Source organism: Enterobacter sp. DTU_2021_1002640_1_SI_PRY_ASU_LCPMC_013 (assembly GCF_032389435.1).
GTDB classification, from domain to species: Bacteria; Pseudomonadota; Gammaproteobacteria; order Enterobacterales; family Enterobacteriaceae; genus Enterobacter; species Enterobacter hormaechei_C.
Window position 1 is genome coordinate 3,769,803 of the sequence record NZ_CP135594.1, and the last position, 25,694, is coordinate 3,795,496.

General features: G+C 56.8%; 25 protein-coding genes. 16 read left to right on the forward strand and 9 right to left on the reverse strand.

Features of this window, described 5'->3' with window-relative positions:
* Position 1 precedes the first annotated feature (1 nt).
* From RS584_RS17970 to RS584_RS17990, 5 genes are all read right to left on the reverse strand, one after another.
* Complete coding sequence (locus RS584_RS17970; RefSeq protein ID WP_063138610.1) at positions 2 to 958, reverse strand: carbamate kinase family protein; 957 nt, start codon at positions 956 to 958, stop codon at positions 2 to 4.
* Positions 955 to 2,535, reverse strand: a complete 1,581-nt coding sequence (locus tag RS584_RS17975; protein ID WP_017382763.1) for a hypothetical protein — start codon at positions 2,533 to 2,535, stop codon at positions 955 to 957. The genes RS584_RS17970 and RS584_RS17975 overlap by 4 nt, the downstream gene beginning before the upstream one ends.
* 11 nt (positions 2,536 to 2,546) lie before the next feature.
* A complete protein-coding gene (locus RS584_RS17980) occupies positions 2,547 to 3,962 on the reverse strand; it encodes a DUF1116 domain-containing protein (RefSeq protein ID WP_315748407.1) in 1,416 nt (471 codons plus the stop codon).
* Positions 3,962 to 5,503 carry an acyl-CoA synthetase FdrA gene (fdrA, locus tag RS584_RS17985; protein WP_193042556.1) on the reverse strand — a complete coding sequence of 514 codons (1,542 nt, stop codon included), beginning with the start codon at positions 5,501 to 5,503 and terminating at the stop codon, positions 3,962 to 3,964. The genes RS584_RS17980 and fdrA overlap by 1 nt, the downstream gene beginning before the upstream one ends.
* A gap of 108 nt (positions 5,504 to 5,611) precedes the next feature.
* The gene (locus RS584_RS17990; protein ID WP_193042555.1) at positions 5,612 to 6,217 is read right to left on the reverse strand and encodes an ankyrin repeat domain-containing protein; all 606 of its coding nucleotides are present in this window, start codon (positions 6,215 to 6,217) and stop codon (positions 5,612 to 5,614) included.
* Positions 6,218 to 6,537: 320 nt separating this feature from the next.
* On the opposite strand from RS584_RS17990, the gene RS584_RS17995 reads away from it, so the two are divergent.
* Positions 6,538 to 7,467 (forward strand): LysR substrate-binding domain-containing protein, encoded by a 930-nt coding sequence (locus RS584_RS17995; RefSeq protein WP_023295311.1) that lies wholly within the window; start codon positions 6,538 to 6,540, stop codon positions 7,465 to 7,467.
* On the opposite strand, the gene RS584_RS18000 is transcribed toward RS584_RS17995, so the two are convergent.
* Positions 7,464 to 7,622, reverse strand: a complete 159-nt coding sequence (locus RS584_RS18000; RefSeq protein ID WP_003862203.1) for a YqaE/Pmp3 family membrane protein — start codon at positions 7,620 to 7,622, stop codon at positions 7,464 to 7,466. The genes RS584_RS17995 and RS584_RS18000 overlap by 4 nt on opposite strands.
* Positions 7,623 to 7,964: 342 nt before the next feature.
* Here RS584_RS18000 and RS584_RS18005 point away from each other — a divergent pair, with 342 nt between their 5' ends.
* On the forward strand, positions 7,965 to 8,144 hold the full coding sequence (locus RS584_RS18005) for a hypothetical protein (protein WP_015571651.1): 180 nt from the start codon (positions 7,965 to 7,967) through the stop codon (positions 8,142 to 8,144).
* Between the two features lie 37 nt (positions 8,145 to 8,181).
* Here the strand turns inward: RS584_RS18005 and stpA are convergent, their stop codons facing one another.
* A complete protein-coding gene (stpA, locus tag RS584_RS18010) occupies positions 8,182 to 8,586 on the reverse strand; it encodes a DNA-binding protein StpA (RefSeq protein ID WP_022651717.1) in 405 nt (134 codons plus the stop codon).
* Between the two features lie 496 nt (positions 8,587 to 9,082).
* On the opposite strand from stpA, the gene alaE reads away from it, so the two are divergent.
* Positions 9,083 to 9,532 (forward strand): L-alanine exporter AlaE, encoded by a 450-nt coding sequence (gene alaE / locus RS584_RS18015; RefSeq protein WP_015571653.1) that lies wholly within the window; start codon positions 9,083 to 9,085, stop codon positions 9,530 to 9,532.
* Between the two features lie 32 nt (positions 9,533 to 9,564).
* Here the strand turns inward: alaE and RS584_RS18020 are convergent, their stop codons facing one another.
* Entirely contained in the window at positions 9,565 to 9,909 is a 345-nt protein-coding gene (locus RS584_RS18020; RefSeq protein WP_006811693.1) for a DUF2002 family protein, read from the reverse strand.
* A gap of 158 nt (positions 9,910 to 10,067) precedes the next feature.
* Between RS584_RS18020 and RS584_RS18025 the strand changes: the two genes are divergently transcribed.
* The 13 genes from RS584_RS18025 to leuA all read left to right on the forward strand — a co-directional run bounded on the left by RS584_RS18025 (position 10,068) and on the right by leuA (position 24,916).
* A complete protein-coding gene (locus RS584_RS18025) occupies positions 10,068 to 10,394 on the forward strand; it encodes a DUF883 domain-containing protein (protein WP_315748408.1) in 327 nt (108 codons plus the stop codon).
* Positions 10,395 to 10,637: 243 nt separating this feature from the next.
* On the forward strand, positions 10,638 to 10,877 hold the full coding sequence (gene nrdH, locus RS584_RS18030; RefSeq protein ID WP_017382770.1) for a glutaredoxin-like protein NrdH: 240 nt from the start codon (positions 10,638 to 10,640) through the stop codon (positions 10,875 to 10,877).
* On the forward strand, positions 10,874 to 11,284 hold the full coding sequence (gene nrdI, locus RS584_RS18035) for a class Ib ribonucleoside-diphosphate reductase assembly flavoprotein NrdI (RefSeq protein ID WP_015571656.1): 411 nt from the start codon (positions 10,874 to 10,876) through the stop codon (positions 11,282 to 11,284). The genes nrdH and nrdI overlap by 4 nt, the downstream gene beginning before the upstream one ends.
* Positions 11,257 to 13,401 carry a class 1b ribonucleoside-diphosphate reductase subunit alpha gene (nrdE, locus tag RS584_RS18040; protein ID WP_315748409.1) on the forward strand — a complete coding sequence of 715 codons (2,145 nt, stop codon included), beginning with the start codon at positions 11,257 to 11,259 and terminating at the stop codon, positions 13,399 to 13,401. The genes nrdI and nrdE overlap by 28 nt, the downstream gene beginning before the upstream one ends.
* Positions 13,402 to 13,410: 9 nt before the next feature.
* A complete protein-coding gene (nrdF, locus tag RS584_RS18045; RefSeq protein WP_017382773.1) occupies positions 13,411 to 14,370 on the forward strand; it encodes a class 1b ribonucleoside-diphosphate reductase subunit beta in 960 nt (319 codons plus the stop codon).
* 333 nt (positions 14,371 to 14,703) lie between these two features.
* Positions 14,704 to 15,906, forward strand: a complete 1,203-nt coding sequence (gene proV, locus RS584_RS18050) for a glycine betaine/L-proline ABC transporter ATP-binding protein ProV (RefSeq protein WP_023295312.1) — start codon at positions 14,704 to 14,706, stop codon at positions 15,904 to 15,906.
* The gene (proW, locus tag RS584_RS18055) at positions 15,899 to 16,963 is read left to right on the forward strand and encodes a glycine betaine/L-proline ABC transporter permease ProW (protein ID WP_015571659.1); all 1,065 of its coding nucleotides are present in this window, start codon (positions 15,899 to 15,901) and stop codon (positions 16,961 to 16,963) included. The genes proV and proW overlap by 8 nt, the downstream gene beginning before the upstream one ends.
* A gap of 9 nt (positions 16,964 to 16,972) precedes the next feature.
* Positions 16,973 to 17,968, forward strand: a complete 996-nt coding sequence (gene proX, locus RS584_RS18060; RefSeq protein WP_017382774.1) for a glycine betaine/L-proline ABC transporter substrate-binding protein ProX — start codon at positions 16,973 to 16,975, stop codon at positions 17,966 to 17,968.
* Positions 17,969 to 18,178: 210 nt separating this feature from the next.
* Positions 18,179 to 19,363, forward strand: a complete 1,185-nt coding sequence (locus RS584_RS18065; protein ID WP_315748410.1) for an MFS transporter — start codon at positions 18,179 to 18,181, stop codon at positions 19,361 to 19,363.
* Between the two features lie 314 nt (positions 19,364 to 19,677).
* The gene (emrR, locus tag RS584_RS18070; RefSeq protein ID WP_017694792.1) at positions 19,678 to 20,208 is read left to right on the forward strand and encodes a multidrug efflux transporter EmrAB transcriptional repressor EmrR; all 531 of its coding nucleotides are present in this window, start codon (positions 19,678 to 19,680) and stop codon (positions 20,206 to 20,208) included.
* Positions 20,209 to 20,338: 130 nt separating this feature from the next.
* Positions 20,339 to 21,511 carry a multidrug efflux MFS transporter periplasmic adaptor subunit EmrA gene (emrA, locus tag RS584_RS18075; protein ID WP_315748411.1) on the forward strand — a complete coding sequence of 391 codons (1,173 nt, stop codon included), beginning with the start codon at positions 20,339 to 20,341 and terminating at the stop codon, positions 21,509 to 21,511.
* A gap of 16 nt (positions 21,512 to 21,527) precedes the next feature.
* Positions 21,528 to 23,075 (forward strand): multidrug efflux MFS transporter permease subunit EmrB, encoded by a 1,548-nt coding sequence (emrB, locus tag RS584_RS18080; RefSeq protein WP_006811709.1) that lies wholly within the window; start codon positions 21,528 to 21,530, stop codon positions 23,073 to 23,075.
* 185 nt (positions 23,076 to 23,260) lie between these two features.
* Complete coding sequence (gene leuA, locus RS584_RS18085; protein ID WP_315748412.1) at positions 23,261 to 24,916, forward strand: 2-isopropylmalate synthase; 1,656 nt, start codon at positions 23,261 to 23,263, stop codon at positions 24,914 to 24,916.
* On the opposite strand, the gene RS584_RS18090 is transcribed toward leuA, so the two are convergent.
* A complete protein-coding gene (locus tag RS584_RS18090; protein ID WP_315748413.1) occupies positions 24,903 to 25,667 on the reverse strand; it encodes a helix-turn-helix transcriptional regulator in 765 nt (254 codons plus the stop codon). The two genes, leuA and RS584_RS18090, sit on opposite strands and share 14 nt — an antisense overlap.
* Positions 25,668 to 25,694: the final 27 nt, after the last annotated feature.

Below are 25,694 nucleotides of genomic sequence, written 5' to 3' on the forward strand. Positions count from 1 at the left end.
CTTATCTTCCTTCATTAATAATGTGGGTACCCGTTTCACCGCGCAGCGCCGCGGGCAGGCAGTCCGGCGAGGTAATGATTACCCTCCTGCCGCCATGGCGTAAAAATTCCAGCGAGGCGACGATTTTCGGCAACATGCTGCCAGCCGGAAAATGCCCTTCTTCCATGTAGCGCGTCATCTGCGCCACGTTCACCGTGCTCAGCGCCTGCTGGTTTGGCTTGCCGAAGTGGATGCACACTTTCTCCACGCCGGTGGTGATCACCAGCACGTCGGCGCGGATCTCGCGCGCCAGCAGCGCGGTGGAGAGATCTTTATCTATCACCGCGTCCACGCTCTGGTAATCGCCCTGTTCACTGCGCACCACAGGAATGCCTCCGCCCCCCGCGCCGATCACCACAAATCCTTTCTGCGTCAGCGCCTTAATAGCGTCTGCCTCAACGATGCGTCGCGGCTGCGGTGAAGCCACCACGCGGCGATAGCCCCGGCCTGAATCCTCAACAAAATGCCAGTCCGGGTGCGCAAGTTGCAGTTCGTCGCGCTGCGCCTCGCTGAAGAACGCGCCGATGGGTTTCGTCGGGTGCGTAAAACCAGGATCGTTTTTATCCACCTCCACCTGGGTGACGACCGTGACCGCTTTTTGTTCCCCGCGCGCCGCCAGGCGGTTGTTGAGCGCCTGCTGGATCAGGTAGCCGATCCCGCCCTGGGTATCCGCCACGCAGTTTGCCAGCGGGGTCAGCGGCAGCCCTTCCCGCTCGTGGGCGATTTCGGCGCGGCGCAGATCCAGCCCCACCTGGGGGCCATTGCCGTGGGTGAGCACGATGTCATAGTCCGAGGCCAGCATTTCGAGCACCGACTCTGCCACCGCTTTGACCGCCTGCGCCTGATGCTCAATCGACTGGCTGGCGTTGTCTTTGATAATGCTGTTGCCGCCGATGGCGACGACCATAAGCTCTTTCATTTTGTTTCCTTTAGAAGGTGCGTTCTGGTGCCCTCATCCCGGCCCTCTCCCACAGGGAGAGGGGGATTAACAGAGGTATCCAGCACATGCTTCACCACAAACATCCCGCCCATCATCAGGTAGGCCGTGACGAACATCAGGGAACTGCCCTCGGCAAAGCCCACCACCGGCGCGTGGATCACCCCAAACAGCGCCAGCAGCGCTCCACCGGCCGCCGCGACGGCCCCACGCAGCGGTTTGTTGAGGATGGCGAAGATGGCGATACAGCCCCAGAGCATGCTGGCGAGCGGCGCGCCGTTGCCTAGATGCATCAGCCCTTCGTAGTAGATCCCCTTGCTGTGCAGCACGTCGGTGCCGATTTTCGCCGCGCTGGTCCCCGCCGCGCTCATCACGCTGTTCATCATGGTCAGCGCCCAGTTGGCGATCCACGGGAACAGGCAGATGAAGATGACGGGCACCTCCACTTTCGGGGTCTCCCTCACCACCTGGTTGGCGGTGACGACGCCGATAAACACCAGAATCGGCACGATGGCGGTCATCGGTATGATGGCGAGCATAAAGGCCCCCAGCCCGAACAGCGGCACGATGAACATGGTCACGCCGGACGCCAGGGTGTAGCCGATGCTGGCGCCCATCGCTTTCCAGCCAGGATGGCCGACGTAGACCGTGACCGGGAACGGATTGCCCATCAGGCAGCCGAGCATCGAGGCCAGACCGTTCGCCAGCATTACCTTGCGGGTCGGGTATTCATCCCCCGCCGCGTGGGCGCTTTCGATGTTCTCCAGGTCAAAGATGTAGTTCGCCAGCCCCAGCGGTACGGCGGACGCCAGATACGGCAGCGCGTGCGGCAGTCCCTGCATGAAGCTGTCCACGTGCACTTCTGGCGGGTTAAAGCCGAATGATGACATGGACGTTTTAATGGCATCCGGGCTTTGCAGGCCGGAGATCCACGCAAGCAGAGTACCGGCAATTAACAGCAGCAGGCCGGTCGGGATTTTGGCGAAAATCGGCTTTTTACCGAACCAGTTAATGAAGATCAGCAGCAGGACGATAAACGACACGGTCGGCGCTTCGAACGCCTGCAACATCGGGTTCATCGCCAGCAGCAGCAGGCCAAGACCGGACAGGCACGACAGCAGCACGGTACGCGGGATCATCTTGCGGATGGTTTCCCCCAGGAAGGAACCGCCCGCGAGGATCATCGCTTCCACAAAGCACCACACCAGGCCAATCTGAATCGCGAAATCCGCATCGCCGGTTTGCTGGTAAACCGGCATTAAGACCAGGAAGGTCACGGTAAAAATCGACGGCGCGCTCGGGCCGGACGGCAGCGCGGTGACGTCCGTTCGTCCGGTGGCGCGCGCCATTTGCAGGCCAAACCACGTATAGCAAAGACTCGCCACCAGCACCGCCAGCCCGAAGGCTGGCGCGATGCGTCCATAAACAATCTCCTTCGGGATGCCGACGACAAAAATGAGCAGCCCCATCATGGTCAGCAAATTGGTCAGGTTGTTGGTCATCAACCCGAAATAAGCTGCCCAGTCACCTCTTTTCCACTCCAGTTTCATGTTTTTCATGGATGCATACCTTATAGAACGTAGCGATCGCGGAAGGTTAACAGCGCCTTTTCAAAACAGCTAAACGGCGGGTGAACAATGCCCGCCCCAATCATGCCGATCCCGGCGTCCTTGTGGGCAATGGCGGTATTAATGACCGGCAGAATGCCGCTGCCTGCGACCTTCGTGATGTCGATGGCGGTCGGGATGCCCATAAACGACAGCAGCGGAATGGTGACGTTCGGGTTTTCGCCGAGGGTGATTTCGCGCATCTTGCGAGAAAAATCGATGGCTTCCTCCACCGTGCCGCCCACCAGCGCAACGATGGCCGGGGCCGTCGCCATTGCAAAGCCGCCGATGCCGTAGGTTTCGGTAATCGCGCTGTCGCCGATATCCAGCCCGGAGTCTTCCGGCTTATAGCCCGCGAACATCGGGCCGATCACCTGCTGCGCCGGGCCGGTAAACCACTGCCCCGGCAGGCCGGAAACGCGCAGGCCGAACTCGTAGCCGTTGCGCGCCATGGTGGTGACGACGGTGCTGTACTCAATGCCGTGGGCGGCATCCAGCGCGGCCTTACACATCGCCATCCACGTCGGACCGGAGAAGTAGTCGCTGCTGGCGACAAACTCGAACACTTCACGCTGCTGCGCCACCGGATAGCCCGCCTGGATCAGCCCCGGCGTCAGCGCCTGAATAAGCAGCGTGGTGCCCGCGTTGTTGCGGTTGTGGCACTCGTCGCCCATGTGCAGCGCCTGGGCCAGCATCAGGCGCAGGTCGATTTCGCCGATAATCTTCATCGCGTCGCGCAGCATCGGGCCGAGCACGTCGCGCATCCAGTTCAGGCGCTCGATCACGCTCTGGTCGTTAGCCCCCATGCGCAGGATCTTCGCCATCTGCTCGCTGAGGTTGGTGAAGGCGCGGTTGCCGTAAGTTTTGTTCTCAACGATGTGCATAAACATCGACGCGGAGGTGACGCCCGCCATCGAGCCCACGCAGTCATGCTCGTGGCAAGGCGAGAACGTAATATCTCCGTTGGCGGCGATCCTTGCCGCATCGTCCAGATCCGTCGCCAGCCCTTCAAACACCAGCGCGCCGGTAACCGCGCCTTTCATCGCCCCGCACATGTTTTCCCAGGTAACAGGCGGACCGGCGTGCAGAATGGTGGTGCGGGTCATGCCCGGCACCACGTTGATCGCCTGGTCATAGCCCACCAGCACCGGATGGGACTGAATAATCCGCTCAAGGGCGATTTGGTTAGCGGCGGCGATCTTCTCCGCCAGCGGTTTTTCCGCCAGCCGATCCAGCGCGTCCACCACCTGCATATTGCCCTGCCCCGGCGGCGTCCAGTCGAGCTGGGTCACGGGAACGTGCTGTTTTTTGAGGTCGTCGCTGAACATCGCGATGCCGACGTTAATGACGTTCAGCGGCTGGTTGAATAAGGTCGTCATTATGCTCTCTCCCCTTTGCAGACAAATTCGCGTGCCAGTAATCCGGTATTGGTGCTGCTGCTGGCCCAGATGACGCCTGCGTCAGTCAGCAGCTGGCACTGCTGCGCCAGCGACTGCGGATCCTGATCGGTGCCGAGCACGTAGCCGAGAATTTCCAGCGGACGGTTGTCGGCTTTCGCGATCGCCTGTGCCTCTTCGATCGCCTCGATCATCACCCCCACCGGATCGTCATGCGCGCCAAAGCCAAGCACGAAATCCATCACGATCACCCCCACCTGCGGATCGCGCGCCTCCTGTAGCAGGCGGCTGATGCGGTTGGTCGGGTCGATCATCGGGTGTGGCTTGCCGTTGGTGAAGTCGTCGTCACCGAAATCAAGGAAGGTGTGGGCCTGGCTGACGCTGATGTCTTTCAGACGCCTGGCCGGATCCGGCTGGATGTTGCTGTAAACATCGTCAAATTTCTCCAGCGCGGCAAACATCGCTTCGTCGCACAGGGTGCCGCCGCAGAACAGGCCGCGAATGTACTTCTGTTGCGGCGTCAGGCGGGCGCGTACCTCTTCGATCAGCGGCCAGTTGAGCGGATGTAAATCCAGGGTGTCTTTTTTAATGCCGGTAAGCAGCACCGCTTTCAGGGCCGCCTCTTTGGTGCCACGAGCAAACTGCAAACCGTCTTCATCGGCTGGCGGTTCGTTGCGGCCCAGGAAGCACACAACCACAGGCTTGCGGCAGGCGCGTGCCCGGGCCAGTACTTTCACAGCCACCGCGGGTGCAGGCGGTTTGGAGATGAGCGCTATCACCCGGGTCGCGTCGTCCGCCTCCAGCATGTCGATGGCATCGAGCATCATCAAGCCGCCGATCTTCTCGCTGAGATCGCGTCCGCCGGTGCCAATCAGCTGCGACACGCCGCCGCCGAACTCGTGAATGCGCACGCTCAGCTCCTGGCTGCCGGTGCCGGAGGCGCCAACGATGCCAATCTGCCCGCGACGCACCGCGTTGGCGAAGCACAGCCCCGCGCCGTTGATAATGGCGGTGCCGCAGTCTGGCCCCATCATCAGCAGACCCTTTTCATGCGCCAGCTGCTTCAGCGCCAGCTCGTCGTCGAGCGATACGTTATCGGAGAACAGCATCACGTTAAGATCGTTTTCCAGCGCCTGGCGCGCTTCCCGTGCGGCGAAGGTGCCGTTGACGGAAATCACCGCAAGGTTGCTGTCCGGACGATGGGTTTTGGCGCTGGCAATCGTCGCGTAGCGTGCTTCATGGGAGCCAGTGCGCTCTTTACGCGTGAATAACGCTTCAATGGCGGCCAGGGTTTCCTCATTCGCCGCGTCGCCTTTAATAACGATCATCAGGTCGCCGTTTTTCGCGTCCGCTAATTCCGGCGTTAATAGCCCGAGGTTTTTTAATACCCCTTTGTTCATTTCCGTCGCCATCGCCACAAACGCCTGCTCGACGCCCGGCAATTTATTGGCTTTGGTGGAAACCGACATTAAGGAAACCGAATCGAAATACGTATTCTTTTTTATGACGATTTTGGTTGGCATTATTTTCACCTGTTTAAGATAAAAGGGGGCCGCCGTCGTGCTAAATGCACGTCGGTAACAATGCGTTTATTGATTAACGGCCAGCCAGGGGAAGGCTGACCGAATGCACTATGCGCCTGCCGCCAGCAGCAGGTCTGCGATCGCGTTGAAGCCTTTTTCCCGCGCCAGCTCGAGCGGGGTTTTGCCGTATTTATCGGTCATGTGCGGGTTCGCGCCGTGATCGAGCAGCAGCTTCACAATTTCCTGCTGCCTTGCGCCGCCGTCGTTTAATACGATGGCCTCCAGCAGCGGCGTCCAGCCGACAAAATTGGTGTGGTTGACGTTGATGTCGGTTTTTTCCAGCAGCTCACGCACGATTTCAACGTGCCCTTTTTCACTGGCAGGGGTAATGCCCACGCCGCCAAAGCGCGTCAGACGATCGAGATCCGGATTTGCCGGAAGGACAATGCGCAGCAGGGTTAAATCATTGGTCAGGCAGCCGATCAGGAAGGGGTTAAAACAGGTCTGGTCCTGTTTATCAATATCCGCCCCGGCGGCAATTAAAAACTCCACACAGGCGTAATGCTTTTTCAGGCTGGCAATAATAATGGCGGTTCTTTTCTGGCGGTTGGTCGCGTTAATATCAACGCCTTTCTCCAGGCAGGCTTTTAGCGCGTCGATATTGCCCTCTTCTGCCGCCAGCAGAAATTCTGTAACCAGTGCAGTTGCAGACATATTCAGACTTCCTATGTTTCACTTCTGATGACCTGAGAATAGCAACAGCCTGGTCATAAAAGAATCCGCTTAAAAATGATTCATCGACACGCAATTCATTGTTGAGTTAAATTCAACAGTCCGGGAGAAATGTGCGTCTGTGCAACCTTTTTCTTATGTTTTACCGCTTTTACGCGCTTCAGGCTGCATTATCCTTATGGCTGAAAAAGCCTTACACAGCGCGGTTCTACGTAAAAATCCAGAACTGTGATCGACATCAACTATGATGTAACGCCGCTGTTAAAATATGTTCAAAACTGATGGTCACCAGGAGCCACAATATGAATTCCATCTTTACCGAAGAGAATTTGCTGGCCTTCACCACCGCGGCACGTTTTGGCAGTTTTAGCAAAGCGGCTGCCGAGCTGGGCGTGACCACCTCCGCCATCAGTTACACCATCAAACGCATGGAGACCGGACTGGACGTGGTGCTGTTTGTACGCAACACGCGCAGCATTGAGCTGACCGAATCCGGTTTTTATTTTTATCGTAAAGCGACCGACCTGCTGAATGACTTTCATGCCATCAAGCGCGGGATTGATACCATTTCTCAGGGCATTGAGACGCGGGTGCGCATCTGCATAAATCAGCTTTTGTATACGCCACGCCATACCGCGCGTTTGCTCCAGGTGCTGAAAAAACAGTTTCCCACCTGCCAGATCACAGTGACGACCGAGGTGTATAACGGCGTCTGGGATTCCATCATTAATAATCAGGCCAATATCGCCATTGGCGCGCCGGATACGCTGCTGGACGGCGGCGGAATTGATTACACCGAGATAGGGGCGATCCGCTGGGTATTTGCCATCGCGCCCACGCATCCGCTGGCGTTCGCCCCGGAGCCCATTTCCGAAAGTCAGCTGCGTCTGTATCCCAATATCATGGTCGAGGACACCGCGCATACCATCAACAAGAAGGTGGGCTGGCTGCTTCACGGTCAGGAGGCGATTCTGGTGCCGGACTTCAACACGAAATGCCAGTGTCAGATCCTGGGGGAAGGTATTGGCTTTTTACCGGAATATATGACGCGTGAGGCGGTGGAGGAAGGGCTGCTGGTAACGCGGCGGATCAATAATCCACGTCAGGATTCGCGCATGCTGCTCGCCACGCAGCATGCGGCGACCGGTCAGGTCACGCGCTGGATCAAACAGCAGTTTGGCCCGGAAGGCGTGCTGACCCGGATCTACAGTGACTTACTGTGGCGTACCTAGCTCTTCGTCTGAACCCAAAACGCGTGGATAAGACCGGGGAAGTAGCCCAGGATGGTCAGAAGGATATTCAGAATAAACGCCCAGCCCAGCCCCTTGCCAAGCAGCACGCCCAGCGGCGGGAGAATAATCGTAAAAACAACGCGCCAAAAACCCATAAAAAACTCCGTGCAAGCTAACCAATTGAAAATTATAAAAGACACTTCTCTAAGCGTAGCCAGTTTACGGTTAACTGCCATGCGTCTCTCGCGCTTTTACCTGCCTTTACCCTCTTTACACTGGCTTAAACCCCCGCCTTAAATGCTCTACTGTTCTGAAATTGACCGTAAGGAAACGCAATGTCTCTTCCTCTTATTTCGCCGCAGCAGGCAAACGCGCTGATTGCTGAAAGTGATGCCGTGGAACCGACGTACCTGATAAGGAGTATCTGAAGGATTAGGCTGTACCCCGCCCCCGGACGTGGGCTATGGTGAAGATCATGACAATGATGAGGAGGTGCTATGTTTTCTGTCGGTGATTATGTCCAACCGCGTCAGGGCGGTCCGAAACTGAAAGTGCTCGAAGTGAATGGTGAAAACATTGTGGCTGTGCAGGCCAGCAATGAGCAGGGCGAGAAATATCACCTGAAAGCGGCGGACGTGGTCCTGTACTCCGAAGACGGTGACTTTGGCGTCTGCTAAGTCAATAATCGGGCGGAATACACCGCCCGAATAATCATCAGATCAGGAAATCGTCCAGCGATTTACCGTTTGCCAGTGCGGTTGCAATTGGCTTTGGCGTACGCCCCTGGCCGGTCCAGGTTTTTTCTTCACCGTTCGCGTCAATAAAACGATATTTCGCCGCACGCGCTTTACGTTTTTTCGTCGGCTGACCCGCCTGCGCCAGATCACTGCCTAACAGATCGCTCGGAGAAATACCGTCAGCTTTCATCAGTTCCAGCAGAGCATTAATTTTATCCTGCTGTTCAGCGCGTTGACGCTCTAATTCAGCCTGCTCGCTGCGTTTTTCTTCAGTGACAATCCGGAATTTTTCCAGCACTTCTTCCAGAACATCCATGGATAATTCACGTGCCAGCGCCCGGAGGGTACGAATATTATTAAGATTCTGTAACGTTAAAGCCATAATAATGAAAAACCTTTCTTCGTGTGTATAACATAAATCAGACAACAGAATAATTGATTTTTGTTCTGATATCTACCCACCCTGACGTTTTGACATTATTGTAAATGTTTTAGAATATCCCGTTAATATAACCCCGAAATATATGTCTGTTTTAATGCGTAATATACCGCCCTTCCCCAGGCCAAAAACCCCTGTTTAAAACAGTTCAAAAAACCGCCTCCACTCTCCCACACAACAGAGGTTTCACACGCGCACTGATAAACTAATCCATTGATTTATTTTAATAAAATATGGACAAGGAGAGAAAATAACGAAGCGCGCAAAAAACGCACAACTTTAGAGAATTTTATGGCTAAAGCGCCAGTAAATAAAAATTAATCACTACTTGTTAGTTAAAAGCCAGAGAGATACGCTATACACTCATAACAAACCAACCTAAAGCACTAAAGGCCGCAGGTAAAACGCCACTTTTTTGTCCTGTTCGAGGAGTTCAGACATGTTCTCACCGCAGTCTCGCCTGCGCCATGCGGTAGCGGATACGTTCGCGATGGTCGTTTACTGTTCCGTCGTGAATATGCTGATTGAAATTTTCCTGTCGGGAATGTCCTTTGAGCAATCCCTCTCGTCGCGCCTGGTGGCCATTCCGGTGAATATCATGATTGCCTGGCCGTACGGCCTGTATCGCGATGCAGTGATGCGTTTAGCCCGGCGTATTAGCCCGGCGGGTTGGGTAAAAAACCTGGCGGACGTGCTGGCTTACGTAACGTTCCAGTCCCCTGTGTATGTGGTTATTTTGCTGACGGTGGGCGCAGACTGGCATCAAATCGCCGCTGCGGTAAGTTCAAATATCGTGGTATCCATGCTGATGGGTGCGGTGTACGGTTACTTTCTTGACTACTGCCGCCGCCTGTTTAAAGTCAGCCCTTATAGCCAGGCAAAAGCGTAAGGTAAGGCGACTGGCTCAGGCCAGTCGCAGAGTTATTGTACGTCGCCAAACAGCCCTTTCAGGAACCGCTCCAGCGCCATACGCGAGCTGAAACCGTGCGGAATACCATAATGTTCATGCGTCTCGCCGCCTAAATAGAGCGGAAATTGCTGATAATGATCGCAGGTTTTAATATCCGAGGCGGGCTCAGCAAATGACAGGCTTCTGTCTTTGAGTGTCGGGTGAATAATGAGAGCAGTACGCCCCATTCTTGCTTCACGGTTGACGTAAACATAATTCTCACCACGGCGATATCCGTACGCTTTTGATGTTACCTCATCCATGGTGAACCCTTCTTTTTCAAGAACGCGCGCCACCTCATCGGGTCGTAAATACATATCTTTTCCTCATTATCATTCCTGCCCGGCAACCTTACAGTATTCAGCATTAGCAGGGCTTTCAGAATATTCCATAAACTGCCCGATAAGCCGTGACTCGCTTCAGATATTACATTTCTGGACTAAACTAAACGGGAACACAAATTATGGAGGATCGTATGTTTAACAGACCGAACCGAAACGATATTAATGACGACACACAGGATATTCGTAACGATATCAGCCAATTAGCGGACACGCTGGAAGCCGTATTGAAATCCTGGGGCTCTGACGCGAAGGACGAAGCAGAAGCCGCGAAACGTAAGGCTCAGTCTCTGCTGCGTGAAACGCGGGCAAGGATGAATGGCCGCTCACGTACCACTCAGGCGGCCTGCGACATGGCCAGCTGCGCCACCACCTTCGTACGTGAAAAACCGCTTTGTACGCTGGGAACGATCGCGGCGGTCGGGATTTTTGTCGGCGCCCTGCTTAGCCTGCGTAAGTAAGCGCGCGTTCTCAGCCCCGGTCGCCTCAGGCGCCGGGGCTTTTCTTTGCCTGACAGCCTGAAAAACCCGCACAGCCCGCCCTGCCCCGCCAGGCTCATCATTGGGGCCTTATTAATCTTTATTTCCCATATCTTGTGTGGTTGAAACTTATCGCAACTACATCTAGTATTCCCTTTAGCAAGACACACACAACATGACGCGTTTACTCGCGCCGTTCTCTCATTCTAAATGGAAATACGAATCATGAGCATTATTATTTACACTCGTAACGATTGTGTTCAGTGCCACGCCACGAAACGGGCGATGGAGAGCCGCGGCGTGGCATTTGAGATGGTCAATATTGATCAGGTGCCCGACGCGGCAGACACCCTGCGGGCGCAGGGGTTTCGTCAGCTTCCGGTTGTCGTTGCCGGCGACACCAGCTGGTCTGGCTTCCGTCCGGACATGATCAACCGCCTTGCCGCTCAGGGCGTCAGTGCATGAGCACGCTGGTCTACTTTTCCAGCAGCTCGGAAAACACGCTTCGGTTTATGGAGCGTCTCGGGCTGCCCGCGATACGCATTCCGCTGAACGAGCGGGAGCGTATTCAGGTAGACGAACCCTACATTCTGGTGGTGCCCAGCTATGGCGGTGGCGGCACCGCAGGGGCTGTGCCTCGTCAGGTGATCCGCTTTCTGAACGATCCCCATAACCGGCAGCTGATTCGCGGCGTGATCGCCGCAGGCAATCGCAACTTCGGCGAGGCCTTTGCCCGCGCCGGGGATGTCATCTCTCAAAAATGCGGCGTGCCGTATCTCTATCGTTTTGAACTGATGGGGACACAGCAGGACGTAGAGAACGTGCGTAAAGGAGTGAACGAATTTTGGCAACGACAACCGCAGAACGCGTGATTCAGGCGACGCCGGATTACCACGCATTAAACGCCATGCTAAACCTCTATGACCGGGAGGGGCGCATTCAGTTTGGCAAAGATCATGAGGCGGTGGACGCCTTTTTTGCCGCTCACGTACGCCCGAACAGCGTCGTCTTTGGCAGCCAGCAGGAACGTCTCGACTGGCTGGTAAAAGAGGGTTATTACGAAGAGCGTGTCCTGACACGCTACGACCGCGCCTTCGTGGTGGCATTGTTTGAACGGGCGCACGCCAGCGGTTTTCGCTTCCAGACGTTTCTCGGCGCGTGGAAGTATTACACCAGCTACACCCTGAAAACCTTTGACGGCAAACGCTATTTAGAAAGCTTTGAAGATCGGGTGGTGATGGTGGTGCTGACGCTGGCGCAGGGCGATGAAGCGCTGGCCGAAAGACTCACGGAGGAGATCCTCTCCGGCCGCTTCCAGCCCGCCACGCCAACGTTCCTTAACTGCGGGAAAGCCCAGCGCGGCGAGCTGGTCTCCTGCTTCCTGTTGCGTATTGAAGACAATATGGAGTCGATTGGCCGTGCGGTGAATTCGGCGCTACAGCTTTCGAAACGCGGCGGCGGCGTGGCGTTTCTGCTTTCGAACCTGCGGGAAGCGGGCGCGCCGATTAAGCGCATCGAAAACCAGTCTTCCGGCGTCATCCCGGTGATGAAGATGCTGGAAGATGCCTTCTCATACGCCAACCAGCTTGGCGCACGTCAGGGCGCGGGCGCGGTTTATCTGCACGCGCACCACCCGGACATTCTGCGTTTTCTCGATACCAAACGTGAAAACGCCGACGAAAAGATCCGCATCAAAACCCTGTCGCTTGGCGTGGTGATCCCGGATATCACGTTTAAGCTGGCTAAAGAGAATGCCGACATGGCGCTCTTCTCACCGTATGACGTTGAGCGGATTTACGGCAAAGCCTTTGGCGACGTGGCGATAAGCGAGCTGTACGACGAGCTGGTGGCCGACGATCGCATTCGCAAAAAAACCATCAACGCCCGCGATTTCTTCCAGACGCTGGCTGAAATTCAGTTTGAGTCCGGCTATCCGTACATCATGTACGAGGACACGGTGAACCGCGCTAACCCGATTGCCGGGCGCATCAACATGAGCAATCTGTGCTCGGAGATTTTGCAGGTCAACAGCGCGTCCAGCTACGACGAAAACCTCGACTACGCGGACGTGGGCAAGGATATCTCCTGTAACCTCGGGTCGCTGAATATTGCCCATACCATGGATTCACCCGATTTTGGCCGCACGGTAGAGACCGCCATTCGCGGGCTGACGGCGGTATCGGACATGAGCCACATCCGCAGCGTACCGTCCATTGAGGCGGGCAACGCCGCGTCGCATGCCATCGGCCTTGGGCAGATGAACCTGCACGGCTATCTGGCGCGGGAGGGCATCGCCTACGGTAGCCCGGAAGGGCTGGATTTCACCAACCTTTATTTCTACACCATCACCTGGCATGCGCTGCATACCTCGATGATGCTGGCGCGCGAACGCCACCAGCGGTTCGCAGGCTTTGAGCAGTCCCGCTACGCCAGCGGAGAGTATTTCAGCCAGTATCTGGAAGGCGACTGGCAGCCGAAAACCGAAAAAGTACGCGCGCTGTTTGCCCGCGCTGGCATCACCCTGCCGACGCGTGAGATGTGGCAACAGCTGCGTGAAGAGGTGATGCGCTACGGCATTTATAACCAGAACCTTCAGGCGGTGCCGCCAACCGGCTCCATTTCCTATATCAATCACGCCACGTCGAGCATCCACCCCATCGTGTCGAAGATTGAAATCCGTAAGGAAGGCAAAACCGGGCGTGTCTACTACCCTGCCCCGTTTATGACCAACGAGAATCTGGCGCTGTACCAGGACGCCTATGAGATTGGCCCGGAAAAGATCATTGATACCTACGCCGAGGCGACTAAACATGTGGATCAGGGGCTGTCGCTGACGCTCTTCTTCCCGGACACCGCCACCACGCGGGATATCAACAAAGCGCAGATCTACGCCTGGAAGAAAGGCATCAAAACGCTGTACTACATTCGCCTGCGCCAGCTCGCGCTGGAAGGCACCGAAATTGAAGGCTGCGTGTCCTGCGCGCTGTAAGGAGAAAGGATGAAACTGTCACGCGTAAGTGCCGTTAACTGGAACAAAATTCAGGATGATAAAGACCTGGAGGTCTGGAACCGCCTGACCAGCAACTTCTGGCTGCCGGAAAAGGTCCCGCTCTCCAACGATATTCCGGCCTGGCAAACCCTGAGCCATGCCGAGCAGCAGCTGACAATCCGCGTCTTTACCGGCCTGACGCTGCTGGACACCATTCAGAATACCGTGGGTGCGCCCGCGCTGATGAGCGACGCGCTGACCCCGCACGAAGAGGCGGTAATGTCGAATATCAGCTTTATGGAGGCGGTCCATGCCCGCTCCTACAGCTCGATTTTCTCCACCCTGTGCCAGACCAGAGACGTGGACGCGGCCTACGCCTGGAGTGAAGAGAGCGCGTCATTGCAGCGCAAGGCAGATCTGGTGCTGGAATATTACCGGGCCGACGAGCCGCTGAAGAAGAAGATCGCCAGCGTGTTCCTGGAATCTTTCCTCTTCTATTCCGGCTTCTGGCTGCCTATGTACTGGTCGAGCCGGGGCAAGCTCACCAACACCGCCGATTTGATTCGCCTCATCATCCGCGATGAAGCGGTACACGGGTATTACATCGGCTATAAGTATCAGAAAGGGCTGGAGAAAGTCAGCGCGGAAAAACGCGAGGAACTCAAAGGTTTTGCCCTCGATTTACTGATGGATCTGTATGACAACGAGCTGAGCTATACCGAAGAGCTGTACGCCGGAACGGGCTGGGAAGAGGACGTAAAAGCCTTCCTCTGCTATAACGCCAACAAGGCGCTGATGAACCTGGGCTACGAAGCGTTATTCCCACCAGAAATGGCGGAGGTGAACCCGGCGATCCTCGCGGCGCTGTCGCCCAACGCCGATGAAAACCACGACTTCTTTTCCGGGTCCGGCTCGTCGTACGTGATGGGTAAAGCGGTGGAGACGCAAGACGAGGACTGGGATTTTTAATGAATGAATTAACGTTCATTAATTAACTCTGCATTTCATTATTTCCAGCCGAATATTCCACTACGTACTACACTGTAATTTCCCCGTCATATTCGCCTGAATCACACCGATTCAGGCGAAATTCTCCCATGCCACAGCAAAAAATTGAGAAAAATTCAAACCGCCCTCAGCCCTTTATTCATGGGAAATTCAGCCGTTTCGCTTGCAACAAAATTCCGGCCTCAGGCCGGACCAGGGTTGTCTCAGATTCTGAGTATGTTAGGGTAATGCCAGTTAACTATTTACCATGGTAATCATATCGACATAAACAAATAACAGGACACTCTCTATTGCATGGCAATTAAATTAGAAGTGAAAAATCTTTATAAAGTATTTGGCGAGCACCCGCAGCGTGCTTTCAAATATATTGAGAAAGGCCTTTCGAAAGAGCAAATTCTGGAAAAAACCGGGCTATCGCTTGGCGTTAAAGACGCCAGTCTGGCCATTGAAGAAGGCGAGATTTTTGTCATCATGGGATTATCCGGTTCGGGTAAATCCACTATGGTTCGCCTTCTCAATCGCCTGATTGAACCCACCCGCGGACAGGTGCTGATAGACGGCGTGGATATCGCCAGAATATCAGACGCAGATCTCCGTGAGGTGCGCAGAAAGAAAATTGCGATGGTGTTTCAGTCATTTGCACTGATGCCGCACATGACGGTACTCGATAATACCGCCTTTGGCATGGAATTAGCCGGTACGCCCGCTCAGGAACGTCAGGAAAAAGCCCTTGATGCACTGCGTCAGGTCGGGCTGGAAAATTATGCTCATGCGTATCCGGATGAACTTTCCGGCGGCATGCGCCAGCGCGTAGGATTAGCCCGCGCATTAGCCATTAATCCGGACATTTTATTAATGGACGAAGCCTTCTCTGCGCTCGATCCCTTAATTCGCACCGAGATGCAGGATGAGCTGGTAAAATTACAGGCCAAACATCAGCGCACCATTGTTTTTATTTCTCACGATCTGGATGAAGCCATGCGTATTGGCGACCGTATCGCCATTATGCAAAATGGTGAAGTGGTGCAGGTCGGCACACCGGATGAAATTCTCAATAATCCGGCGAATGATTATGTGCGCACCTTCTTCCGCGGCGTGGATATTAGCCACGTATTCAGTGCGAAAGATATTGCCCGTCGAACACCAAACGGCATTATTCGTAAAACGCCAGGTTTTGGCCCGCGCTCCGCGCTGAAGCTGTTGCAGGACGAAGACCGTGAATACGGTTATCTGGTTGAACGCGGCAATAAATTTGTCGGCGTGGTCTCCATTGACTCTCTGAAAACCGCCCTGAGCGAAAACCAGGGAATCGATGCGGCGTTGATTGACGCTCCGCTTGCCGTGGACGCCGAAACGCCGCTCAGCGAGTTGCTCTCTCACGTGGGTCAGGCGCCGTGCGCCGTGCCGGTCGTCGGTGAAGAACAACAGTACGTTGGCATCATCTCAAAACGGATGCTGCTACAGGCTTTAGATCGCGAGGGGACAAACAATGGCTGATCAATCAAACCCATGGGGCACCACTGAAGCAGCGGACAGCGCGGCGCAATCTGCCGATGCGTGGGGGTCGACGCCTGCGCCTGCCGATGGCGGCGGCGCGGCTGACTGGCTCAACAGCGCACCAGCGCCTGCCCCAGAGCATTTCAATATTATGGATCCGTTCCACAAGACGCTGATCCCGCTGGATAGCTGGGTAACGGAGGGGATCGACTGGGTCGTTACCCACTTCCGTCCGGTGTTCCAGGGGATCCGCATCCCGGTGGATTACATCCTGAACGGCTTCCAGCAGCTGATGCTGGGCATGCCCGCGCCGGTGGCGATTATCCTGTTCTCGCTGATCGCATGGCAGTTCGGCAGCGCGGGTATGGGGATCGCCACGCTCATCTCCCTGATTGCCATCGGCGCGATTGGCGCGTGGTCTCAGGCGATGATCACCCTGGCGCTGGTGCTGACCGCCCTGCTGTTTTGCGTGGTGATCGGCCTGCCGATGGGGATCTGGCTGGCGCGCAGCCCCCGGGCCGCGAAGATTATCCGCCCGCTGCTGGATGCGATGCAGACCACGCCAGCGTTCGTTTACCTGGTGCCTATCGTGATGCTGTTCGGCATCGGTAACGTACCGGGGGTGGTCGTGACCATTATCTTCGCCCTGCCACCGATTATTCGCCTGACCATTCTGGGCATTAACCAGGTGCCTGCGGATCTGATAGAGGCATCGCGCTCGTTCGGCGCCAGCCCGCGTCAGATGCTGTTTAAGGTTCAGCTTCCGCTGGCGATGCCGACCATTATGGCAGGTGTTAACCAGACGCTGATGCTGGCGCTGTCGATGGTGGTGATCGCCTCGATGATTGCCGTTGGCGGGTTAGGTCAGATGGTACTGCGCGGCATTGGCCGTCTCGATATGGGGCTGGCGACCGTCGGCGGCGTCGGGATTGTGATCCTCGCCATCATTCTTGACCGCCTGACCCAGGCTGTCGGTCGTGATTCACGTAGTCGCGGCAACCGTCGCTGGTACACCACCGGCCCTGTCGGGTTACTCACCCGCCCATTTACAAAATAAGGAACAACGATGCGACATAACGTACTTTTTGCCACAGCGTTTGCGACCCTTGTCTCCACCAGCGCAGTTGCCGCTGACCTGCCGGGCAAAGGCATTACCGTGCAGCCGGTGCAGAGCACCATTTCGGAAGAGTCCTTCCAGACCCAGATTGTCAGCCGTGCGCTGGAGAAACTGGGCTATACGGTGAATACCGCCAGCGAAGTGGATTACAACGTGGGCTATACCTCCATTGCCTCCGGTGACGCCACCTTTACCGCCGTGAACTGGCAGCCGCTGCACGACGACATGTATGCCGCCGCAGGCGGTGACAAGAAATTCTACCGCGAAGGCACCTTTGTGACCGGCGCTGCGCAGGGATATCTGATCGACAAGAAAACCGCCGATAAGTATCACATCACCAATATTGAACAGCTGAAAGATCCGAAGATTGCAAAACTGTTTGATACCAACGGTGACGGTAAAGCCGACATGATGGGCTGTTCGCCGGGCTGGGGCTGTGAAGCGGTGATTAACCACCAGAACAAAGCCTTCGATCTGGCGAAGACCGTCGACGTGAGCCACGGCAATTACTCTGCGATGATGGCCGACACCATCGCCCGCTTTAAAGAAGGCAAGCCGGTGATTTACTACACCTGGACGCCGTACTGGGTGAGCGACGTGCTGAAGCCGGGCAAAGACGTGGTTTGGTTGCAGGTGCCCTTCTCCTCCCTGCCGGGCGAGCAGAAAGATATCGACACCAAACTGCCAAACGGCATGAACTATGGCTTCCCGGTGAACACCATGCATATCGTGGCGAACAAAGCCTGGGCCGAGAAAAACCCGGCGGCGGCGAAGCTGTTCTCGGTGATGAAACTGCCGCTGGCAGACATTAACGCCCAGAACGCGATGATGCACGCGGGTAAATCATCCGAAGCTGATATCAAAGGCCACGTGGATGGCTGGATCAAAGCCCACCAGCAGCAGTTCGATGGCTGGGTGAAAGAGGCGCTTGAGGCGCAGAAGTAAAGTACTTTCCCCTCACCCTAACCCTCTCCCCAAAGGGGAGAGGGGACTTTATACACCCTCTCCCCTTTGGGGAGAGGGCCGGGGTGAGGGGATCAAACCACACCCAACCTTAACCGCACAATCCACCACGTAACAATTCCCCAACATTCACCATCATTGGTTATTATGTTTCCGGAAAAATAATCACTTAACTCACGATTCCTGAAACTAATGACAAAAACAACTCAAGGGCTTAGCCCCGCACTCATCCTTTTAATGTCCGTGGCAACGGGTCTGGCCGTCGCCAGCAACTATTACGCACAACCACTGCTCGACACCATCGCACGCGCCTTCGATCTTTCAGCCAGCTCCGCCGGGTTTATTGTCACCGCCGCACAGCTCGGCTATGCGGCCGGGCTGCTGTTCCTGGTGCCATTAGGCGATATGTTTGAGCGCCGGATGCTTATCGTCTCCATGACACTGCTGGCGGCGGGCGGGATGTTGATCACCGCCAGCAGCCAGTCGTTAACGATGATGATTATCGGCACCGCGCTGACGGGGCTGTTCTCGGTGGTGGCGCAAATTCTGGTTCCCCTCGCCGCGACGCTGGCTTCCCCGGAAAAACGCGGCAAAGTGGTCGGCACTATCATGAGCGGCCTGCTGCTGGGCATCCTGCTGGCGCGAACCGTTGCCGGGCTGCTGGCGAGCCTCGGCGGCTGGCGCACCGTTTACTGGGTGGCGAGCGTGCTGATGGTTATCATGGCGCTGGCTCTGTGGCGCGGCCTGCCAAGGGTGAAGCAGGAAAATCACCTGAACTATCCGCAGCTCCTCGCCTCCGTTTTCAGCCTCTTCACCCGGGATAAACTCCTGCGCACGCGCGCCGTTATGGGGTGTCTCACCTTCGCTAACTTCAGCATCTTATGGACGTCGATGGCGTTTCTGCTCGCCGCACCGCCGTTTAACTACTCAGAAGGCGTGATTGGCCTGTTCGGGCTGGCAGGCGCGGCTGGCGCACTGGGCGCGCGCCCGGCGGGTGGGCTGGCCGACAAAGGCAAATCTCATATGACCACCTCCGCAGGGCTGGTTTTACTCCTGCTCTCCTGGGCGGCCATCTGGTACGGACACGTCTCTGTGCTGGCGCTGATTGTCGGTATTCTGGTGCTCGACCTCACCGTGCAGGGTGTACATATCACCAACCAGACCGTGATTTACCGCGTGAAGCCGGATGCCCGTAACCGTCTGACGGCCGGGTACATGACCAGCTACTTTATCGGCGGCGCGGCGGGCTCGCTCATCTCAGCCTCCGCCTGGCAGCATGCGGGCTGGACGGGCGTGTGCGCCATCGGCGCCATCGTCGCGGCGATAAATCTGCTGGTATGGTGGCGCGGCTATCACCGTCAGGAAGCAATTCACTAAGTTTTACATTGCTTTGGGCCCCCTGGGGTGTAAAGGGGGCCTGCATCTGTTAAGGTAACGGTAATCATTTATCCCAGAAATTTTACTGTGGGTGACATATTTACTACCGGCATGAATAGTTCAGACCCCTGTCCTCACATCCCCTCTTTCGCGGGTACACACCCCACGCTCTCTGTGCTCACCGGGTCACGGATTTACCCGGCGCTTTCTGATGGTGACATACGTTTGGCGGATATAACCGCACAAATAATTCATTTACATTATTTGTCACTGTCGTTACTATATCGGCTGTAATTAATGAGGTTATGCCCAAAATGGATAGTTCGTTTACGCCCATTGAACAAATGCTTAAGTTCCGCGCCAGTCGTCATGAGGACTTCCCGTATCAGGAAATCCTGCTGACCCGCCTGTGCATGCACATGCAGGGTAAGCTGCTGGAAAATCGTAACAAGATGCTGAAAGCGCAGGGGATTAACGAGACGTTGTTTATGGCGTTGATTACGCTGGAGTCTCAGGAAAATCACAGCATTCAGCCGTCGGAACTGAGCTGCGCGCTGGGGTCATCCCGAACCAATGCGACCCGTATCGCGGATGAACTGGAAAAGCGCGGCTGGATTGAACGCCGTGAAAGCGATAACGATCGCCGCTGCCTGCATCTGCAACTGACTGAAAAAGGTCACGAATTCTTGCGCGAAGTGCTGCCACCGCAGCACAACTGCCTGCACCAGCTCTGGTCTGCCCTCAGCACCGCCGAGCGCGACCAGCTTGAGCACATCACTCGCAAGCTGCTCACCCGTCTGGATCAGATGGATGAAGACGGCGTCATCCTTGAGGCGCTGCGCTAACGCGACGATCCGCTCAACATTCCAGATTGCTAAAAAGAAAAACTGACAGGCCAGCACGTGAAACTGCTGGCCTTTCTGACAACAGGTCGGCTCAGCCGATGTGAAAATAAAAAGATCGTGGAGAACAACAATGAGCGCAAATGCGGAGAACACCCTCCCGCAGCAACCGGCCAACAAAAAGGGCAAACGTAAGAGCGCCCTTATTCTGCTGACCTTGCTCTTTATTATTATTGCCGTGGCATATGGGATCTATTGGTTTTTAGTCTTGCGTCATGTTGAACAGACAGACGATGCATACGTGGCAGGGAATCAGGTTCAAATCATGGCGCAGGTGTCAGGCAGCGTGACGAAAGTCTGGGCTGATAACACCGACTTTGTGAAAAAAGGCGATGTGCTGGTCACGCTCGATCCGACCGACGCCCAACAGGCGTTTGAAAAAGCACAAACGGCGCTGGCCTCCAGCGTTCGCCAGACCCGCCAGCTGATGATCAACAGCAAGCAGCTTCAGGCCAATATCGACGTGCAGAAAACGGCCCTGGCTCAGGCGCAGAGCGACCTCAATCGTCGTGTTCCTCTCGGCACCGCCAACCTGATTGGCCGTGAAGAGTTGCAGCACGCCCGCGACGCGGTGGCCAGCGCACAGGCGCAGCTGGACGTGGCGATCCAACAGTACAACGCTAATCAGGCGATGGTGCTGGGTACCTCTCTGGAAAACCAGCCGGCGGTGAAACAGGCGGCGACCGAAGTGCGTAACGCATGGCTTGCCCTGCAACGTACCAAAATCGTCAGCCCGATGACCGGCTACGTTTCCCGTCGTTCCGTACAGCCAGGGGCGCAGATTGGCACCACCACGCCGCTGATGGCGGTCGTTCCGGCGAACAATCTGTGGGTCGATGCGAACTTCAAAGAGACCCAGCTGGCGCATATGCGTATCGGCCAGACCGCGACCGTGGTCAGCGATATTTACGGCGATGACGTCAAGTACACCGGGAAAGTGGTCGGTCTGGACATGGGGACCGGCAGCGCGTTCAGCCTGCTGCCTGCACAGAACGCCACCGGCAACTGGATCAAAGTGGTACAGCGCTTGCCTGTGCGTATCGAGCTGGATCCTAAGCAGCTGGCAGACCATCCGCTGCGAATTGGCCTTTCCACGCTGGTGACGGTCGATACCGCCAACCGCGACGGTCAGATCCTCGCAAGCCAGGTGCGCAGTACGCCAGCTTATGAAAGTAACGCCCGTGAAATTAGCCTCGATCCGGTCAATAAGCTGATCGATGACATCGTGAAGGCAAACGCCGGTTAAGCCGAAGGTGAGCGTTATGCAACAGCAAAAGCCGCAAAAACCGCTGGAGGGGGCGCAGCTGGTCATTATGACCATTGCGCTGTCGCTGGCGACATTCATGCAGGTGCTGGACTCCACCATCGCAAACGTGGCGATCCCTACGATCGCCGGGAACCTTGGCTCATCGCTGAGCCAGGGGACCTGGGTCATTACCTCGTTCGGGGTGGCGAACGCCATCTCCATTCCCATCACCGGCTGGCTGGCGAAGCGCGTCGGTGAAGTGAAGCTGTTCCTCTGGTCGACGATCCTGTTCGTGCTGGCCTCCTGGGCCTGCGGCATGTCCAGCAGCCTGACGATGCTGATTTTCTTCCGCGTCATCCAGGGGATTGTCGCCGGGCCGTTGATTCCGCTGTCGCAGAGTTTGCTGCTGAACAACTATCCGCCCGCCAAGCGCTCCATCGCGCTCGCGCTGTGGTCGATGACGGTGATCGTCGCCCCAATTTGCGGGCCAATCCTCGGCGGCTATATCAGCGATAACTATCACTGGGGCTGGATCTTCTTCATCAACGTGCCCATCGGTGCGCTGGTGGTGCTGATGACGCTACAGTCTCTGCGTGGTCGCGAAACGCGGACCGAACAGCGGCGGATCGACGGCATCGGGCTGGCACTGCTGGTTGTCGGCATCGGCAGCCTGCAAATCATGCTCGACCGCGGCAAAGAGCTGGACTGGTTTGCCTCTACGGAAATCATTGTGCTGACGGTGGTCGCCGTGGTGGCCATCAGCTTCCTGATTGTCTGGGAGCTGACGGACGATAATCCGATAGTCGACCTCTCGCTGTTTAAATCGCGAAACTTCACCATCGGCTGCCTGTGTATCAGCCTCGCCTATATGCTCTACTTCGGCGCGATTGTTCTGCTGCCGCAGCTGTTGCAGGAGGTGTACGGCTATACCGCAACCTGGGCGGGGCTGGCCTCCGCGCCGGTGGGGTTAATTCCGGTTCTGCTGTCGCCGATTATTGGCCGTTTCGCCCATAAGCTCGACATGCGCAGGCTGGTGACGTTCAGCTTCATCATGTACGCCGTGTGCTTCTACTGGCGCGCGTATACGTTTGAACCGGGAATGGACTTTGGCGCCTCCGCGTGGCCGCAGTTTATTCAGGGCTTCGCCGTAGCGTGCTTCTTTATGCCGCTGACCACCATTACGCTTTCCGGCTTACCGCCTGAGCGGATGGCGGCGGCATCGAGCCTGTCGAACTTCACCCGTACGCTGGCGGGCTCCATCGGGACTTCGATCACCACCACGCTGTGGACCAACCGGGAATCGATGCACCATGCTCAACTCACCGAAGCGGTGAACCCGTTCAACCCTAACGCTCAGCAGATGTATAGCCAGCTTGAGGGGATGGGGATGACGGAGCAGCAGGCGTCCGGCTGGCTTGCCCAGCAGATCACCAACCAGGGGCTGATTATCTCGGCAAACGAGATTTTCTGGATATCGGCGGGGATCTTCATCGTCCTGCTGGGGCTGGTGTGGTTTGCCAAACCACCGTTTGGGGCCGGTAGCGGGGGCGGTGGGGCGCACTAGCCCTGTGCACGGGTTGCCGGGTGGCGGCTACGCCTTACCCGGCCTACGATCGTAGGCCCGGTAAGCGCAGCGCCACCGGGCAACAATCGCCCCCCTTGTCCAAAACGCGACAGCGATTGTCAGTTCCGATAAAGCAGCGCGCCTGAAATCGATTCACGATAGTGAAAAGACAACAGGAGCGCACCATGCTGAACACACCCGCCGACAAATACCAGCCTTACCCCACCCTTTCGTTGCCCGACCGCCGCTGGCCGGAGCAGATTATCACCCGCGCCCCGCGCTGGCTCTCGACCGACTTACGCGACGGTAACCAGGCGCTGGCCGAGCCGATGGACAGCGCGCGCAAGCTGCAATTCTGGGATCTTCTGCTGAGCTGCGGGTTTAAAGAAATCGAAGTCGCCTTCCCGTCCGCCTCGCAGACGGACTTCAATTTTGTGCGTCAGCTGATTGAGGAGAACCGCATCCCGGATGACGTCACCATTCAGGTGTTAACGCAGGCGCGGGACGATCTTATCCGTCGCACTTTCGACTCCCTGCGCGGCGCGAAGCAGGCCACCGTTCACCTGTATAACGCCACCGCCCCGCTGTTCCGCCGTCTGGTATTCGGCATGGAGAAAGCGCAAATCGTCGAGCTGGCGACGCGCGCGACGCGCCTGATTCGTCAGCTGTGTGAAGAGAACCCTGACACCCGCTGGCAGTACGAGTACTCCCCGGAAACCTTCTGCTTTACCGAACCGGAGTTTGCGCTGGAGATTTGTGAAGCCGTGGCGGAGATCTGGCAGCCGTGCGCGGCGCGTCCGATGATCCTCAACCTCCCTGCTACCGTCGAAGTGAGCACGCCGAACGTCTATGCCGACCAGATCGAGTATTTCTGCCGCCACTTCAGCCGCCGCAGTGACGTCTGTATCAGCGTGCACCCGCATAACGATCGCGGTACCGGCGTCGCCAGCGCAGAGCTGGCCGTCATGGCCGGGGCTGACCGCGTGGAGGGCTGCCTGTTTGGTAACGGTGAACGCACGGGCAACGTCTGCCTGGTGACGCTGGCGATGAACCTCTACAGCCAGGGCATTAGCCCGAATCTGGATTTCAGTGATATGAATCGGGTGGTTGAAACGGTAGAAACCTGCAACCAGCTGCCCGTCCATCCGCGCCATCCGTGGGCGGGTCGTCTGGCTTACACCGCCTTCTCCGGCTCGCACCAGGATGCCATCAAGAAAGGTTTCGATGCCCGTAAGCCTGGCGAACGCTGGGAGATGCCCTATCTGCCCGTCGACCCGCAGGATATTGGCTGTACCTATGAAGCGGTGATCCGCGTGAACAGCCAGTCAGGAAAAAGCGGAAGCGCCTGGCTTATTGAGCAAAACCACGGCCTGAAATTGCCTCGCGCCCTGCAACAGGATTTTAGCCAGCACGTGCAGCAGGAAACGGATAACCATGGAAAAGAGATGACGCAGAATGCGCTCTGGCAGCTGTTCCGCGCCCGCTACGGCCTGGTGGCGAGCCCGCCATTAGCGCTGCAATCGTACCGCAGCGACAGCCAGCAGGACGGCCAGCTGCGGCTGACGGCAAGCGTCGCCACGCAAGGGGGCACCCGCCATCTGGAAGGCCAGGGAAACGGTTTGCTCTCCGCCGCCGCTCACGGCTTAAGCCGCTGGATCAACGCACCGTTTGTGATCAAGGATTATCACGAACATACGTTAGGCGAACGCAGCGACAGCCGCTCGGTGGCCTATATCCGCTGCCTGTTCCAGGATGGGACCAGCCGCTGGGGCGTGGGCATCGACAGCGACGTGGCACGCGCGTCGATTCAGGCGCTTTTAAACGCGGTCAGTCGTTCCTGAAGTAATCGCTGGGTGAGAGACCCATTACCCGGCGAAACATTGCCGTAAAGGCGCTGTGGCTGCCATACCCCAGATCCAGCGCCACGCGTAATACCGGCTGGCCCTGTGCCAGCCGCACTAAGGCTTCCAGCAGTCGCGCCCTTCTCACCCACTCGCCGTAGCTCAGGCCTGTCTGCTGCTGAAAATGGCGGTTCAGCGTGCGTTCGCTCATCCCCACAATACCTGCGGCCTGGGCGCTGCTCCAGCTTTCTCCCGGGGCCATTCGAATCTTCTGGCAGAGGTGGCGCAGCGCTTCGCTTTCCGGCTCGGGCAGGTGAAACGGCAGTACCGGCATGAGGCGAATTTCATCGAGGATCAGCTCATAAACACGTTCATCGCGGCTTCCGGGTGCGTAAGATTCAGGAAGCGTAAGGGAGGTCAGGATCAGCTCGCGCAGCAGGGGCGAGATCTGCACGATCTGGCAGGTCGCCGGAAGATCGGCGCGCGCCAGCGGGTCGATAAACAGCGTGCGGGCAGCAACGTTGCCGGTGATGCGCAAGGCGTGCTGCGTACCCGCAGGTAGCCAGACGCCGCGACCGGGCGGCACCACCCAGCAGCCGGATGCGGTATCGACCCGCACGACGCTGGTGAGGCTGTGCAGGAGCTGCGCGCAGTCGTGCTGATGCCACGGCTCGCTGTCGCCATGAGCATAATCATGCGAAAACGGCACAAGCGGGCGATGGGTAAAGGAGAAGGTGGTGGTTGTCGTCATCAGGATTGTAGGCCCGGTCAGCGAAGC